14 protein-coding genes are annotated in these 13225 nt (G+C 71.6%); 6 read left to right on the top strand and 8 right to left on the bottom strand.

Annotated elements, in window-relative coordinates; translation table 11 throughout:
* The first annotated feature begins 18 nt into the window (after nucleotides 1–18).
* The gene (locus tag ABZX61_RS17300) at nucleotides 19–873 is read left to right on the top strand and encodes an aldo/keto reductase (RefSeq protein ID WP_355195508.1); all 855 of its coding nucleotides are present in this window, start codon (nucleotides 19–21) and stop codon (nucleotides 871–873) included.
* Nucleotides 874–934: 61 nt separating this feature from the next.
* On the opposite strand, the gene ABZX61_RS17295 is transcribed toward ABZX61_RS17300, so the two are convergent.
* The 4 genes from ABZX61_RS17295 to ABZX61_RS17280 are packed head-to-tail and all read right to left on the bottom strand — an operon-like array spanning nucleotide 935 to nucleotide 3979.
* On the bottom strand, nucleotides 935–1717 hold the full coding sequence (locus ABZX61_RS17295; protein ID WP_350742931.1) for an IclR family transcriptional regulator: 783 nt from the start codon (nucleotides 1715–1717) through the stop codon (nucleotides 935–937).
* A 14-nt stretch (nucleotides 1718–1731) separates the two neighbouring features.
* Nucleotides 1732–2679 (bottom strand): PDR/VanB family oxidoreductase, encoded by a 948-nt coding sequence (locus ABZX61_RS17290; protein ID WP_355195506.1) that lies wholly within the window; start codon nucleotides 2677–2679, stop codon nucleotides 1732–1734.
* Nucleotides 2676–2906, bottom strand: coding sequence for a hypothetical protein (locus tag ABZX61_RS17285; protein WP_355195504.1), 231 nt, complete (start codon nucleotides 2904–2906; stop codon nucleotides 2676–2678). The genes ABZX61_RS17290 and ABZX61_RS17285 overlap by 4 nt, the downstream gene beginning before the upstream one ends.
* A gap of 20 nt (nucleotides 2907–2926) precedes the next feature.
* On the bottom strand, nucleotides 2927–3979 hold the full coding sequence (locus tag ABZX61_RS17280) for an aromatic ring-hydroxylating dioxygenase subunit alpha (RefSeq protein ID WP_355195502.1): 1053 nt from the start codon (nucleotides 3977–3979) through the stop codon (nucleotides 2927–2929).
* A gap of 269 nt (nucleotides 3980–4248) precedes the next feature.
* Between ABZX61_RS17280 and ABZX61_RS17275 the strand changes: the two genes are divergently transcribed.
* The 3 genes from ABZX61_RS17275 to ABZX61_RS17265 all read left to right on the top strand — a co-directional run bounded on the left by ABZX61_RS17275 (nucleotide 4249) and on the right by ABZX61_RS17265 (nucleotide 8342).
* Nucleotides 4249–5364: a glycosyl hydrolase 53 family protein gene (locus ABZX61_RS17275; RefSeq protein WP_355195500.1), complete on the top strand. Its 1116-nt coding sequence runs from the start codon at nucleotides 4249–4251 to the stop codon at nucleotides 5362–5364.
* Between the two features lie 124 nt (nucleotides 5365–5488).
* Nucleotides 5489–6484 (top strand): pyridoxamine 5'-phosphate oxidase family protein, encoded by a 996-nt coding sequence (locus tag ABZX61_RS17270; RefSeq protein ID WP_355195498.1) that lies wholly within the window; start codon nucleotides 5489–5491, stop codon nucleotides 6482–6484.
* 193 nt (nucleotides 6485–6677) lie between these two features.
* Nucleotides 6678–8342, top strand: coding sequence for a VanW family protein (locus ABZX61_RS17265; RefSeq protein ID WP_355195496.1), 1665 nt, complete (start codon nucleotides 6678–6680; stop codon nucleotides 8340–8342).
* A gap of 36 nt (nucleotides 8343–8378) precedes the next feature.
* On the opposite strand, the gene ABZX61_RS17260 is transcribed toward ABZX61_RS17265, so the two are convergent.
* Nucleotides 8379–9185, bottom strand: a complete 807-nt coding sequence (locus tag ABZX61_RS17260; RefSeq protein ID WP_355195494.1) for an isocitrate lyase/phosphoenolpyruvate mutase family protein — start codon at nucleotides 9183–9185, stop codon at nucleotides 8379–8381.
* A 240-nt stretch (nucleotides 9186–9425) separates the two neighbouring features.
* Complete coding sequence (locus ABZX61_RS17255) at nucleotides 9426–10043, bottom strand: DUF305 domain-containing protein (RefSeq protein ID WP_355195492.1); 618 nt, start codon at nucleotides 10041–10043, stop codon at nucleotides 9426–9428.
* Between the two features lie 174 nt (nucleotides 10044–10217).
* On the opposite strand from ABZX61_RS17255, the gene ABZX61_RS17250 reads away from it, so the two are divergent.
* A complete protein-coding gene (locus ABZX61_RS17250) occupies nucleotides 10218–10490 on the top strand; it encodes a GlsB/YeaQ/YmgE family stress response membrane protein (RefSeq protein ID WP_350737993.1) in 273 nt (90 codons plus the stop codon).
* Nucleotides 10491–10508: 18 nt separating this feature from the next.
* On the opposite strand, the gene ABZX61_RS17245 is transcribed toward ABZX61_RS17250, so the two are convergent.
* Nucleotides 10509–11315, bottom strand: coding sequence for an ion transporter (locus tag ABZX61_RS17245; RefSeq protein WP_355195490.1), 807 nt, complete (start codon nucleotides 11313–11315; stop codon nucleotides 10509–10511).
* Between the two features lie 122 nt (nucleotides 11316–11437).
* On the opposite strand from ABZX61_RS17245, the gene ABZX61_RS17240 reads away from it, so the two are divergent.
* The gene (locus ABZX61_RS17240) at nucleotides 11438–12412 is read left to right on the top strand and encodes a helix-turn-helix domain-containing protein (protein WP_355195488.1); all 975 of its coding nucleotides are present in this window, start codon (nucleotides 11438–11440) and stop codon (nucleotides 12410–12412) included.
* On the opposite strand, the gene ppk2 is transcribed toward ABZX61_RS17240, so the two are convergent.
* Nucleotides 12413–13207 carry a polyphosphate kinase 2 gene (ppk2, locus tag ABZX61_RS17235; protein WP_355195486.1) on the bottom strand — a complete coding sequence of 265 codons (795 nt, stop codon included), beginning with the start codon at nucleotides 13205–13207 and terminating at the stop codon, nucleotides 12413–12415. It abuts the gene before it with no gap.
* Nucleotides 13208–13225 lie beyond the last annotated feature (18 nt).

The following is a 13225-nucleotide window of genomic DNA, read 5'->3' as shown; positions in this document are numbered from 1 at the left end:
GGACCCATGCACAACGCCATGCGAACGCGCACCATCGGAAACCGCCAGGTCGGGGCCGTCGGGCTCGGCGCCATGCCCATGTCGGTGGCCGGGCACATGCCCGACGAGGACCAGTCGATCCGCACCCTGCTCGCGGCCCTGGAGGCCGGTGTCACGCTGATCGACACGGCAGACGCCTACACGCCTTCGCACGACGACGTCGGCCACAACGAGCGCCTGGTCGCCCTCGCGCTGGCCCGCTGGGGCGGCGACGCCGACACGGTGCTGGTCGCGACCAAGGGCGGCCACACCCGCGTCGCCGGCGGCGGCTGGTCCGTGAACGGCGACCCGTCGTACCTCAAGGAGGCCTGCGAGCGCTCGCTCAAGGCCCTCGGCGTGGAGAGCATCGGCCTCTACCAGCACCACCGGCCCGACCCGAAGGTGCCGTACGCGGAGACCATCGGCGCGCTGAAGGACCTGCACGACGCCGGCAAGATCCAGATGGCCGGCATCTCGAACGCCGATCCGGAGCAGATCAGGCTCGCCCACGACATCCTGGGTGAGCGCCTGGTGAGCGTGCAGAACGAGTATTCTCCGCGCTTCCGCTCCAGCGAGCCCGAGATCGACGTCTGCGCCGAGCTCGGCCTGGCGTTCCTGCCCTGGTCGCCGCTGGGCGGCATCGGCCGTACCGGGGAGCTGAGCCGGCGGGACGCCTTCACCGAGATCGCCGAGGCGCGCGGCGTGTCCCCCCAGCAGGTCTGCCTCGCCTGGGAGCTGGCCCGCAGCCCGGTCGTCATCCCCATCCCCGGCGCCAGCCGGCCGGAGACGATCCTCGACTCCATCGGCGCCGCCGACCTGGAGCTCACCGAGGAGGAACTGGCCCGCATCGGCTGACCTCAGCCGTCACGATCCGAGGATCACCGGGCCCGTCACGACCCGACCGTGACCGGGCCCGTCACGAGCCTCGGGTGGACGGCGGCAGCGCGCGGGAGATGGCGCGGGCGCTGGTGCGCAGGAGCGGGGCGAGCGCGTGGGGCGACGTGCTGCCGTGGTGGACCACGAGGGACACCGCGGCCACGACGTCGCCCCGGGCGTCGTGGATCGGCGCCGCGACCGACAGGGCGTCCATGGTGACCTGCCGGTCGCTGACGGCGTAACCGCGGGCACGGGTGTCGGCGAGCGCGGCGCGGATCTGCCGCGGGGTGGTCATGGTCCGTTCGGTGTAGCGGGTCATGGGGCCGGCCACGACCTGCTCCTGCACCTCGGCCGGCGCGTACGCGAGCAGCACCAGCCCGACGCCCGTGGCCGTGAGCGCGAAGCGGCCGCCGACCCGGGTCAGCACGGGCACGGCCTTGCTCCCGGCGATCCGTTCGACGAACACCACCTCGGCGCCCTCCCGGACGGCCAGCTGCACGTTCTCGCGGGTGACCTGGGACAGGTCCTCCAGGTACGGCAGCGCGGCCTCGCGCAGGCCCAGGCCGCGCGGGGCGAGCGAGCCGATCTCCCACAGGCGCAGGCCGATGTGGTAGCACCCGGCCGGATCCCGTTCGAGCGCGCCCCAGGCCAGCAGCTCAGCGGCCAGCCGGTGCACCGTGGAGACCGGCAGGCGGGAGTGCCGGGACAGCTCGCTGAGGGTGAGCGAGCGCCGGTCGGGCGTGAACGCGCCGAGGATCTGCAGCGCGCGGGCCACGACCGGGCCGGTGCGTTCGGCCGTTTGCCTGGGGGCTGGGATCTGCATCGGCGGCTCCCTGGTCAGAGTTCGAGGACCAGCCTGGGGCAGGCGGCGCGGGAGACGCAGACGAACATGGTGTCGTTCACCGCCCGCTCCTCGGAGGTGAGGAGGGAGTCGCGGTGGTCGACCGCGCCGGCCAGCACCCCGGTCTCGCAGGTGCCGCACGTCCCCTCATGGCACGAGGATAGGACCTGCACGCCGGCCTCCAGCACGACGTCGAGGATCGAGCAGTCCGGGGGCACGGTGAGGGTGACGCCGGTGACGGCCAGTTCGACCTCGAAGGACTCCGCCCGTACGGGGTCGGCCGCCTCCTTGGGCTCGAAGCGCTCCACGTGCAGCGTGCCGGACGGCCGGTCCGCGCAGCGGCTCTCGACCGCCGCCAGCAGCGGGGCGGGGCCGCAGCAGTACACGAGGGTGTCCGGGGTGGCCCGCGCCAGGAGGGCGTCGAGGTCGAGCAGGCCGTGCTCGTCCTGTGGGCGCAGCTCCACCCGGTCTCCGTGCGCGGCTTCGAGGTCGCGGGCGAACGCCATCGAGCCCGCCGTACGACCGCCGTAAGCCAGGTGCCACCGGGCGCCGGCGGCGTCGGCGGCCCGCACCATCGGCAGGATGGGCGTGATGCCGATGCCTCCGGCGACGAACAGGTAGCGGGGTGCCGGGTGGAGCGGGAAGTGGTTGCGCGGGCCTCGGGCGAGGACCGTCGTGCCCGGGTGGAGGTCCTCGTGCACGTACGCCGAGCCGCCCCGGCCGTCCGGCTCGCGCAGCACGGCGACGCGCCAGGTCGTGCGGTCGGCCGGGTCGCCGCACAGCGAGTACTGGCGGACGCGGTCGCCGCCGAGCACCAGGTCGATGTGCGCGCCGGGCTCCCATACGGGCAGCTCGGCGCCTGCCGGGTCACGCAGGTCGAGCGCGACGACCCCGTCGGCGACCGGGTCGCGAGCCTGCACGACCAGCTTGCGCTCAGCGCTCATCGGGCGCCTCCCGTCCCCGACAGGGCGTCCGGACGCGCCGTCCCGACAGGGGCGTCGGGGGGCGGCGGGTTCGTGGGGGTGTTGTGGCCGGCCGGGTGGCCGAGGAGCCATTCCCAGACCTCGACGGGCCCGTCGGCGACGTGTACGGCGCCGCAGTGGCAGGTGCCCTGGAGCAGGTCGCTCCCCGGCAGCCAGACCACGCGGAGCAGCCCACGCCGGGTGGGCACGTGTCCGGGCTCCATGCCCGTCACGCCTGCCGGGCCGGGGCGCCCTGCCCTGCCAGTCCGGCCAGCATGCGCCGGGCCGCCAGCCCGCCCGTGTCGATGTTGATCGACAGCTCCTGGTAGCCCGCCGGCTCGGTCGCGATCACCCGTTCCAGCACGTCGAGCGCGGCCACGTCCTGCAGCACCACCGTGCGGTTCTGTTCGGCCAGGAAGTCGGACACGCCCTGGTCGTCCAGGGCGAAGTCGCGGGCCACCGCCCAGAAGTCGTGCGTGGAGTGCTCGGTCTCGGGCGTGATCGCGTACACGACCTCGACGTGGAAGGCGTCCGGGTCGCCGCCGTCGGCGTTGGGCAGCACGCCGAGCGGGGCGATGCGGGAGTGCAGCTTGTACAGGCACGGCGGGGTGTACTCGATGTCCTGCCAGCGCATGATGCGGCCGGTCAGCCCGGTGGACTTGGCGTAGAACGGCGGGCATTCGGCGTCGTCCATGTGGCGGCTGACGTACACGATCCCGGCCTCCTCGTCCACCGTGGTGGTGATCGGGGTGGCGGCCACCTCGGGGGTGCCGATGTACCCGCCGTGCAGGTACGTCTCGTGCGACAGGTCCATGAGGTTGTCCACCAGCAGCCCGAACCGCGCCTGGAGCGGCTCCATCCCCGACACCGTCGTGTACTCGGGCGAGTCCAGCCAGGGCGCGCGCGGGATGCGGGCCGCGTCGGCCCGGGCGGGGTCGCCGATCCAGACCCAGACGAAGGAGTCCAGCTCGACGACCGGGTAGCTCTTCAACCGGGCGGTACGCGGCACCCTGGTCTGGCCGGGGACGGCGACGCAGCCGCCGTCGGCGCCGTAGGTGAAGCCGTGGTAGCCGCAGACCACCTGGTCCTCGACGAGCCGGCTGGGCGGCTGCGACAGCGGGAACCGGCGGTGCACGCAGCGGTCGGACATGGCGGTGACGGTCCCGGCGCGGGTGCGCCAGAACAGGATGGACTCACCGCATATGGTGCGGGTGAACAGCTCCTGGCCGATCTCTCGCCCGTATGCGGCGACGTACCACTGATCGCGGGGGATGCTCGACACGGCGACTCCTTCGTGGTGCGGCGGCCGGTGGGAACGATGGTGGCTCGGCCGCCCGGAGCGCGGAACAACGATTCCCGGATGCCGGAAAACTCGCTCTTCCCGAGTGCCGGATTCTTCTTTATCCTCATGCTCAAGCAGTCTGTGAACGTTCACAGTATGCATAAGGCCGCTTTCGCCCCCCAAAGGCGCATTTTTCGGGCCGCTCGTCGCCACATGCGTCCGTGAACGTGCACACAGTCCGGAATTCGGCTCTATCAACGGGACCGATCATGACCACGTACCACTTACGAAGGATCCGGGTCACCCTCCTGCTGACACTCGCGGCGCTGATCGCGGTCGCGCCGGCGACGCCCGCCCAGGCCGCCACGCTGAGCATGCGCGGCGCCGACATCTCCTCGCTCCAGCGGAGCCTGGACCTGGGGGCCAGGTACTACAACGCCTCCGGGACGGCCGCCGACCCGCTGGACATCCTCATCGGCGCCGGAGTCAACTACGCCCGGCTGCGCATCTGGAACAACCCGGCCAGCGGCTACAACAACAAGGCGAAGGTGCTGGCCTACGCCAGGACGGTCAAGGCCAAGGGACTCGGCCTGATGATCGACTTCCACTACTCGGACACCTGGGCCGACCCGGGCAAGCAGTTCAAGCCGGCGGCGTGGGCCGGTCACGGCATCGCCCAGCTCCAGACGGACGTCTACAACTACACGTACGACATCTGCACCAGTCTCAAGGCGCAGGGCACCACGCCGGACAGCGTGCAGATCGGCAACGAGATCAACGTCGGCATGCTCTGGAACGACGGTAAGGTCATCAACAACGACTTCACCAACCTCAGCCTGCTGCTGAAGGCCGGTTACAACGCGACCAAGGCGTGCAACAGCGGCACCCAGGTGATCATCCACACCGCGGACGCCGACAGCCTCGCGAACGCCCGCTGGTTCTACGACGGGATCCGCGCCAAGGGCGTGCCGTGGGACATCACCGCCCTGTCGTACTACTGCATGTGGCACGGCTCGCAGTCCACCCTGTCCAGCGTGATCAACGACGTGCGGACCCGTTACGGCAAGCCCGTCATCGTGGCGGAGACCGCCTACCCGTTCACCGCGAACAACGCCGACAGCGAGCCGAACGCGATCAACGGCTCGGCGCCGTGCTCCGGCTACCCGGCCACCTGGGCGGGGCAGGCGAGCAACTTCACCGCCGTCCAGAACACCGCCCGCAGCGCGGGGGCGATCGGCGTCTTCTACTGGGAGCCGACCTGGTACGCCATCCAGGGCAACGGCTGGGACCCGGCCAACATCAACGGCACCGGCGACCAGTGGGACAACATGGCCACCTTCAACTGGACCGGCGGCGTCAACCCCGGCATCAGATGGACCCCCTAGCCTGAGCCGCTCCCCGGCTCGATACGGCGTCGAGCCGGGGTCCAAGACGTCCGCAAGTGAGCGCCAAGACGTTCAGGAGAAGCCTTCCGCACACTGTCTCCGGAGGACGGAAGGGAGACAGGCGATGATCACAGGCTTCACGACCACAGCCCCCGCGGGCGGGGTCCTGCCCGCGGAGGTGCGGCAGGTGTTCGAGCGCTCGTCCGTGTGCGAGTACACCTCGCTGACCCGGGCCGGCCGCCCGGTGACCTGGCCGGTCACGCCGTACGTCGGCAAGGGCGAGACGCTCGACGTCACGACCGGCCTGTCCTACCCCGACAAGGCCGAACGCGCCCGCCGTGACCCGCGCGTGGCGCTGCTGTACTCCGACCCGGCGGGCAGCGGCCTCGATCGGCCGCCCGTGGTGCTCGTCCAGGGGCGGGCCGCCGTACGCGACGCCGACCTGCAGGCCAACACCGACCGGTACGTCCGCGAGGCGCTGACCAAGGCCGGGAGCGGGCTCGCCGACGCGCCGCTGTTCCTGCTCAGGGGGCTGACCTGGTATTTCGCCCGCATCTACGTGGAGGTGACCCCCGAACGCGTCACCTGGTGGCCGGAGGGCGACCTCTCCTCCGCGCCCCGCACCTGGACCTGCCCGGGCGGGACGGGCTTCCCCCGGTCCGACCTGGCGCCGTCGGGGCCCCGGCTGCCGAGCCGGTCGGCGCCGCCGGTGGACTGGCGGCCCCACGCCGCGCGGGCGATGGGCCTCGGCCCGCCCGTCGTCTCGATGGTGGCCGACGGCCTGCCGGTGACGGTGCGTGCCCGCTCGGTCGTCCGTACGAGGCGCAGGTTCGAGGTGCTGCTGCCCGCCGGGGTGACGGGCTCGCCGGGGCCGGTGTGCCTGACGTTCCACCGGTCCTCGGGGACCGGAGGGCAGGAGAACGTCGTGCTGCTGGGATCGACGACGGGCTCGGGCGACCTGCTGGAGGTCGAGGTGGAGCGGGCGCTGAACGACTGGAGCCTGGCCGGCGGTGCGGTGGGCCGTACGTGGTCGTTCGTCCGGCACGCGAAGGAGCTGCGGAAGCGGGTCAGGGCGGAGGCCGCCCGCCGTGACCAGCCGGTGCCCGTCGTCCGGCGGTGACGCGCCTACTACATCTGCTAGTACACTCCGTCACTATGCGCGACCCCCGGGCATCATCGCAGGTCAGGTCGGCGGAGAACTCTGAACGGGTCGCCAGCCGTATCCAAGACCAAATGGACATCACAGTTACCGGATCCGGGCCCCTCCCGGCCGGCGGCCCGCACCCGGGCCTCATGCACACTCAGGCGCCGTCGTGAGCGCCCCTCGCTCGCGGCGCGTGCTCATCATCACCGCCGCCGTCATCCTGGTCGCGGTGCTCGGCTACGCCGTGCCCGCCATCTCGCTCGCCGGCAAGGTTCCCCCGGGCACGCGCGTGGACGGCGTGGACATCGGCGGGCTGGCGCCCGAGGCCGCCCGCTCCCACCTCGACCGGCAGCTGGCCCAGCGCGTACGGCAGCCGATGACGCTGGTCGCGGGCGGCAAGCGGGTCCAGCTCACGCCCGCCGAGCTGGGGCTCGACTTCGACGCCCGGGCCACCATCGAGGCCGCGATGGCCGGGGCCGCCACCCCGGTCGGCATCGCCCGCTCCCTCTTCGGCAGCCGGCAGCTCCCGCCCCGGGTCATCGTGGACGAGCAGCGGCTGGCCGCCGGGCTCGCCGGCCTGGCCAAGAGCGTGGACACCAAGCCGGTGCAGGGCGGCGTCCGCTACCAGGGGCTGGAGCCGCGCACGGTCCTGCCCAAGCCCGGACGCGCGCTGGACCGCGACGGAGCGGCCCAGGCGGTGCGGGCGGCCTTCGCGGCCGGGCGCAGTTCCGTCGAGCTGAAGCTCCAGGTGACTCCTCCCGCGCTCACCGCCGCCCAGGTCAAGGAGGTCGCCTCCGCCACGGCGCGCACCGCGATCGCCTCCCCGCTCACGCTGGCCAGCGGCGGCAAGCAGGCCACCGTGTCCAGGGAGCAGCTGGCCGCCGGTCTCCGTTTCGTCCCCGACGGCAAGGGCGGCCTGCGCCCGTCGTACGACGCCGGCAAGATCGCCGCGGACATGGCCAAGTCGCTGCTGATCACGCCGCCCAAGGACGCCTCCTTCACGATCGTCAAGGGCAAGCCGAAGGTCGTCCCCTCCCGGGCCGGCCACGGCGCCGACATCAAGACGCTCGGCCCGGCCATCGCCGAGGCCGTGGCGGCGGGCAGCCGCCGCGTCGACCTGCCCGCCACGGCCCGGCAGCCCCGGGTGACCACGGCCGAGGCGGCCAAGCTCGGCGTCAAGGAGCAGGTCAGCTCGTTCACCACCCAGCACCCGTGCTGCGCGCCCCGCGTGACCAACATCCACACCATCGCCGACATCGTGGACGGCTACGTGGTGCAGCCCGGGGAGACGTTCTCCCTCAACGACGTGGTCGGCAAGCGCGACAAGGCCCGCGGCTTCGTCGAGGCGCCGATGATCCTCAACAACCGGTTCGTCAACGACGTCGGCGGCGGGGTCTCCCAGTTCGCCACCACCATGTTCAACGCCGTCTTCTTCGGCGGCTTCCAGGACGTCCAGCACCGGGCCCACCAGTACTACATCTCCCGCTACCCGGCCGGGCGCGAGTCCACGGTCTCCTTCCCCCAGCCGGACTTCCGCTGGCGCAACGACTCCCGCCACGGCGTCCTGATCAAGACCTCGTACACGAGCACCTCGGTCACCGTGCAGTTCTGGAGCACCAAGCGCTACGACATCGAGTCGCAGAGCTCCGACCGCTACAACGTCAAGCCCGTCGAGACCCTCAGCGAGAAGGGGGACGAGTGCATCCCCATGGACGGCTCGGAGGGCTTCGCCATCGACGTGTGGCGCATCTTCAAGAAGGACGGCAAGGTCCTGCGCAAGCAGCGCTTCCACACCGTCTACGACGCCGAACCCCGCCTCACCTGCGAGAAGTGACCTCGGGACCGGTGAGCGCAGGCGAGGACGGTGTCCTCATCGGAGGAGCGCGTTGAGGCCGCCGTAGTCGAGGCCGCCGTCGAGCGTCGCGTACGTGCCGCCGCCGAGCAGTTCGGCGGCCGCCCGCGCGGCGCACGCGTAGGCGGCCTGGGCGATCGCCGAGCCGACGCTGACCCGCGCGACGCCGGCCGCCGCCAGCCGCTCCACCGGCGGGGCTCCGGGCCCGGCCATCACGTTCAGCGGCAGCGGCCCGCCGGCCAGGCGGGCGATGGCGTCCAGGTCCAGCAGGCCCGGCACGAACAGCCCGTCGGCCCCGGCCTCGGCGTAGACCCGCGCCCGCTCCTCGACCTCGGCGAGCCGGTCCCCCGGAGCACCGGCCAGGTAGACGTCGGTACGGGCGTTGACGAACAGCTCGACCCCCGCGGCGTCGGCCGCCGCCCGCGCCGCGGCGATGCGCCGGGCCTGGTCCGCGGGTGACAGGAGCGGCATGCCGTCGGGGCCGGGGGAATCCTCGAGGTTGACGCCGACCGCGCCGGCCTCGATCACCGCGCGAACGGTGCCCGCGACGTCGCCGTATCCGCCCTCGATGTCGGCCGTGACCGGCACCGTCACGGCCGCCACGATGGCGGTGACCGCCGCCACCATCCGCTCCCTGCCGAGCCCCTCCGCGTCCGGCGCCCCGTTGGCCCAGGACACGCCGGCGCTGGTCGTCGCGATCGCCTGCGCGCCCGCGGCCTCGATCAGGGCGGCGGAGGCGGCGTCCCAGGCGTTGGGGAGCACGAGGACCGTGCCCTCGTGCAGGTCTCTGAACCGGGCGGCCTGCGTGACCGTGGTCGGCGTCATGCGGATCTCCTTGGCAAAGTCTCTACGGACACCAAAGGATCTTCCGCGCCGCAGGCTCAGGTCCGGCCATATCCGGACATCCGCGGTAACCGTGCCGCTGCCCACCAGAGCGCACGCGACCTCGAAAACAGTCAGGGCGCGGCTGACGGGCAACTCCCCCGTCGCGCGCCCCGACCAGCGTCCCCCGCCCGGACGCGAGGCCGGTCACCCGTGACCTCCCGCCCGGTCGAGACCCTCGCGTCATGGAATCCGGGCGAGGAGCTTCTTCATCTGCGTCACCTGGGCCTGCTGCTCCTTCATGATCCGGTCGGCCAGCTTCTTCGCCTTCGAGCTCTTCCCGTGCTTCCGCTCGACCCGCGCCATGGCGATCGCCTCCTCGTGATGATCGGCCATCATCGTGAGGAACTCCTTGTCGAAGGCCGAGCCCCGGGCGTCCAGCAGTGTCTTGATGTTCGCGTCGGATATGCCGGCCGCCGCGTCGTGCCCCGCCTCGCTGATCGGCGTGGTCTTGCCCCACTCCTTCAACCAGCCCTGCAGGGTCTCGATCTCCGGCTGCTGCCCGGACTTGATCTTCTCCGCCAGTTCTTTGGTCTCCTCGTACGTTGCCCGCGTCGTGGCCAGCTCGGCCATCTCGATGGCTTCCTGGTGGTGCGCGATCATCATCTGCGCGAACATCACGTCGGCGTCGTCGAAAGCGGGTTTCGACTGAGCGCTCGCCGTCGCGACCGGCACGGCTCCGGACATCATGGTCGTGTCCCGCCGCGCCGGGCTACTGCCGCAGGCGGCGAGGACGAACGCCCCCACCGCCAAGGACGTGGCCAGTGAGACGCCGTGCACTGCCGCTGGTTTTATGGTCATCGCCGCTGAACCCCCCGATTTCAGCACGTCAGCCCAAGCCGTCTACGCGGGGCTGACCTGGCCATATGTTCCCCGGGAAGGGCTGTTGCTACCGTGCTGGGAGCGTCAGGAACCGGCCGTGGAGCGCGTTCGTTGTGCGGGGCAGACGGACCACCGAGCGTCGGGGAGTTCAGCATGGCGATCACCGGCATCATTTCCGGACTCATCATCGGCATCGTGATCGGCGCCCTCGGGCGGCTGGTCATCCCGGGGCGGCAGCGCATCCCCATCTGGCTGACGATCGCGATCGGCGTCGTCGCGGCGCTCGTCGGCACCGCGATCGCCTCCGTTCTGGGCGTCGCCGAGACCGGCGGCGTCGACTGGATCGAGCTCGCCATCCAGGTCGCCCTGGCGGCCCTCGGCGTCTCGCTGACGGTCGGCCTCTACGGCGGCAAGCGGCGAAGGTAGCGGCGGCAGCCGTCCCCGTCAGGGGCCCTTGCCGCCCGCGGGCGTGGGCTCGCGCGTCAGCAGCTGGTCGAGCTTGGCGTTGACCGCCGCCAGCTCCTGCTTCACCTCTTCCAGCTCCGCCTGCGCGCGGGTCTCCGCGGGGGACGGCTCCGTCTCGTGCATGGCGTTGACCACCACCGCGATGAACAGATTCAGCGCGACGAAGGTGGACATCAGGATGTAGACGATGAAGAAGACCCATGCCCACGGCTTGTGCTCCATCACCTCCTGCGCGACGTTGCCCCAGTCGTCGCCGGTCATGATCTGGAACAGGGTGAACAGCGAGCGCGGCAGGTCGGCGAAGCGATCGGGCACGAGCTCCCCGAACAGCTTCGTGGAGATCACCGCCGCGATGTAGATCATCAGCACCAGCAGCCCGATGATGGAGGCCATCCCGGGCATGGCGGTCAGCAGCGCGCCCACCACGCGCCGCATGCTGGGCACCGCCGAGACCAGCCGCAGCGCCCGCAGGATGCGCAGCGACCGCAGCACCGACGTGGGCCCGGAGGCCGGGACGAGCGCGATGCCCACGATGGCGGCGTCGAACCAGTTCCACGGGTCGGCGAAGAACGACTTGCGGTAGGCGTACAGGCGGGCGGCGATCTCGACCGTGAAGATCGCCAGCGCGATCCGGTCGACGGCGTGCAACAGCCCGCCGACCTGCGCCATCAGGTCCGCGCTCGTCTCGCATCCGATGGTGATCGCGTTGATGACGATCACGGCGATGACGCCGCGCTGCACGAACTTGCTCTCCAGGACGGCACGAACGCGTTCTGGCCCTGACAACTTCTACCGCCCCCGGGTGACGACCACAATTATTGATCATCGTAGTGGGCCGCGGGCCCCGCGCCGGCTAGGCCGGAGGTCCGGGATCGCCGTGGCGAGCGGCGCACCCGTACGATGTGGCCATGGTGGCACGGCTGATCGTCATGATCGGTTACGACGGCATCGAGCTCGTTGACGTGGCGTCCGTGACGACCGGGTTCGACCACGCCAACCAGCAGGGCGCCGACCCGGCGTACGAGGTGGTGTTCGCGACGCCGATGGGCCGGCCCGTGCGCTGCGACTCCGGGCTCGAGCTGTCCGGGCAGCACCGGATCGACCGGATGGACGGCCCCATCGACACCCTGGTCGTCTCCGGCGGGCGGGGACACGCGGCCGCCGCCGCCAACCCCCGGTTCGTCAGCCAGGTCCTGCGGCTCGCCGGGCTGTCGCGGCGGGTCGCGTCGGTGTGCACCGGGGCGACGGTGCTGGCCGCCACCGGGCTGCTCGACCACCGCCGGGCCACCACGCACTGGCACTACGCGGGGCAGCTCGCCGCGCGCTACCCGCGGGTCGACGTCGACCCGGCGCCGATCTTCATCCGGGACGGCGCGGTCGCGACCTCGGGCGGGGTCACCGCCGCCCTCGACCTCACGCTGGCCTTCATCGAGGAGGACCACGGGGCCGAGCTCGCCCGCCGCGTGGCCATGGGCATGGTCGCCTACCTGAAGCGCCCCGGCAACCAGGCGCAGGTGAGCCTGTTCAACCGGATCCCGCGCTCCGACCAGGCCCTGGTCCGGCGGGTCATCGACCACGTGATCAGCGACCTCGCCGGCGACCTGAGCGTGCCCCGGCTGGCCGCGCTCGCCGGGGTGAGCGAGCGGCACCTGAGCAGGCTGTTCGTCGAGCACGTGGGCCGGACCCCGTCGCGGCTGGTCCGCGACGCGCGGCTGGAGGCGGCCTCCCAGCTGCTGGCCGGATCGCGCGAGCCGGTCGCGGGCATCGCCCGCCGGTGCGGGTTCACCTCCGCCGAGTCCTTACGGCAGGCGTTCGTGGCGTGGGCCGGCGTCTCGCCGTCGCAGTTCCGCTCCAGGGCCGTCGGACGCGAGCCCGGCCCCTGATCAGGTGAGGTCTCCGGTCACGTCCGGGACCGGCGTCTCCACCCGCGGCAGCCTCCGGTAGCCGCTGGGGGCGGGCCGCGGCGGGATCTTCAGGGGCGCCCGCCGCACCTCCTCGTACGGGATCGTGGACAGCAGGTGGGAGATCATGTTGATCCTGGCCCGCCGCTTGTCCGCGCTCTCCACCTCGTACCACGGCGCCTCGGGGATGTGCGTGTGGATCATCATCTCGTCCTTGGCCCGCGAGTACTCCTCCCACCGCGTGATCGACTCCAGGTCCATCTCCGACAGCTTCCACCGCCGCATCGGATCCTCCAGCCGCGACCGGAACCGCCGCTCCTGCTCGTCGTCGCTCACCGAGAACCAGTACTTGCGCAGCAGGATCCCGTCCTCCACCAGCAACCGCTCGAAGATCGGGCACTGGTGCAGGAAGCGGGTGTACTCCTCCTGCGTGCAGAACCCCATGACCCGCTCCACCCCGGCCCGGTTGTACCAGCTCCGGTCGAACAGCACGATCTGCCCCGCGGCCGGCAGGTGCTCCACGTAGCGCTGGAAGTACCACTGCGTCCGCTCCCGCTCGGTGGGCGCGGGCAGCGCCGCGATCCTGGCCACGCGCGGGTTGAGATATTCGGCGACCCGCTTGATCGTGCCCCCTTTGCCCGCCGCGTCCCTCCCCTCGAAGACCACGACCACCCGCTGCCCCTCCGCCTTCACCCACTCCTGCAGCTTCACCAGCTCACCCTGCAACTGGAGCAGCCGCTTCTCGTAAGGCTTGCGCCGCAACCCGTCAGAACTCATGCCTTCGGACTCCCTCCA

Origin of the sequence: Nonomuraea sp. NPDC003709, assembly GCF_040610775.1 — a bacterium.
Lineage (GTDB): Bacteria > Actinomycetota > Actinomycetes > Streptosporangiales > Streptosporangiaceae > Nonomuraea > Nonomuraea angiospora_A.
The sequence above is the reverse complement of the archived record's forward strand: the minus strand, read 5'-3'. Positions and strand labels throughout refer to the sequence as shown.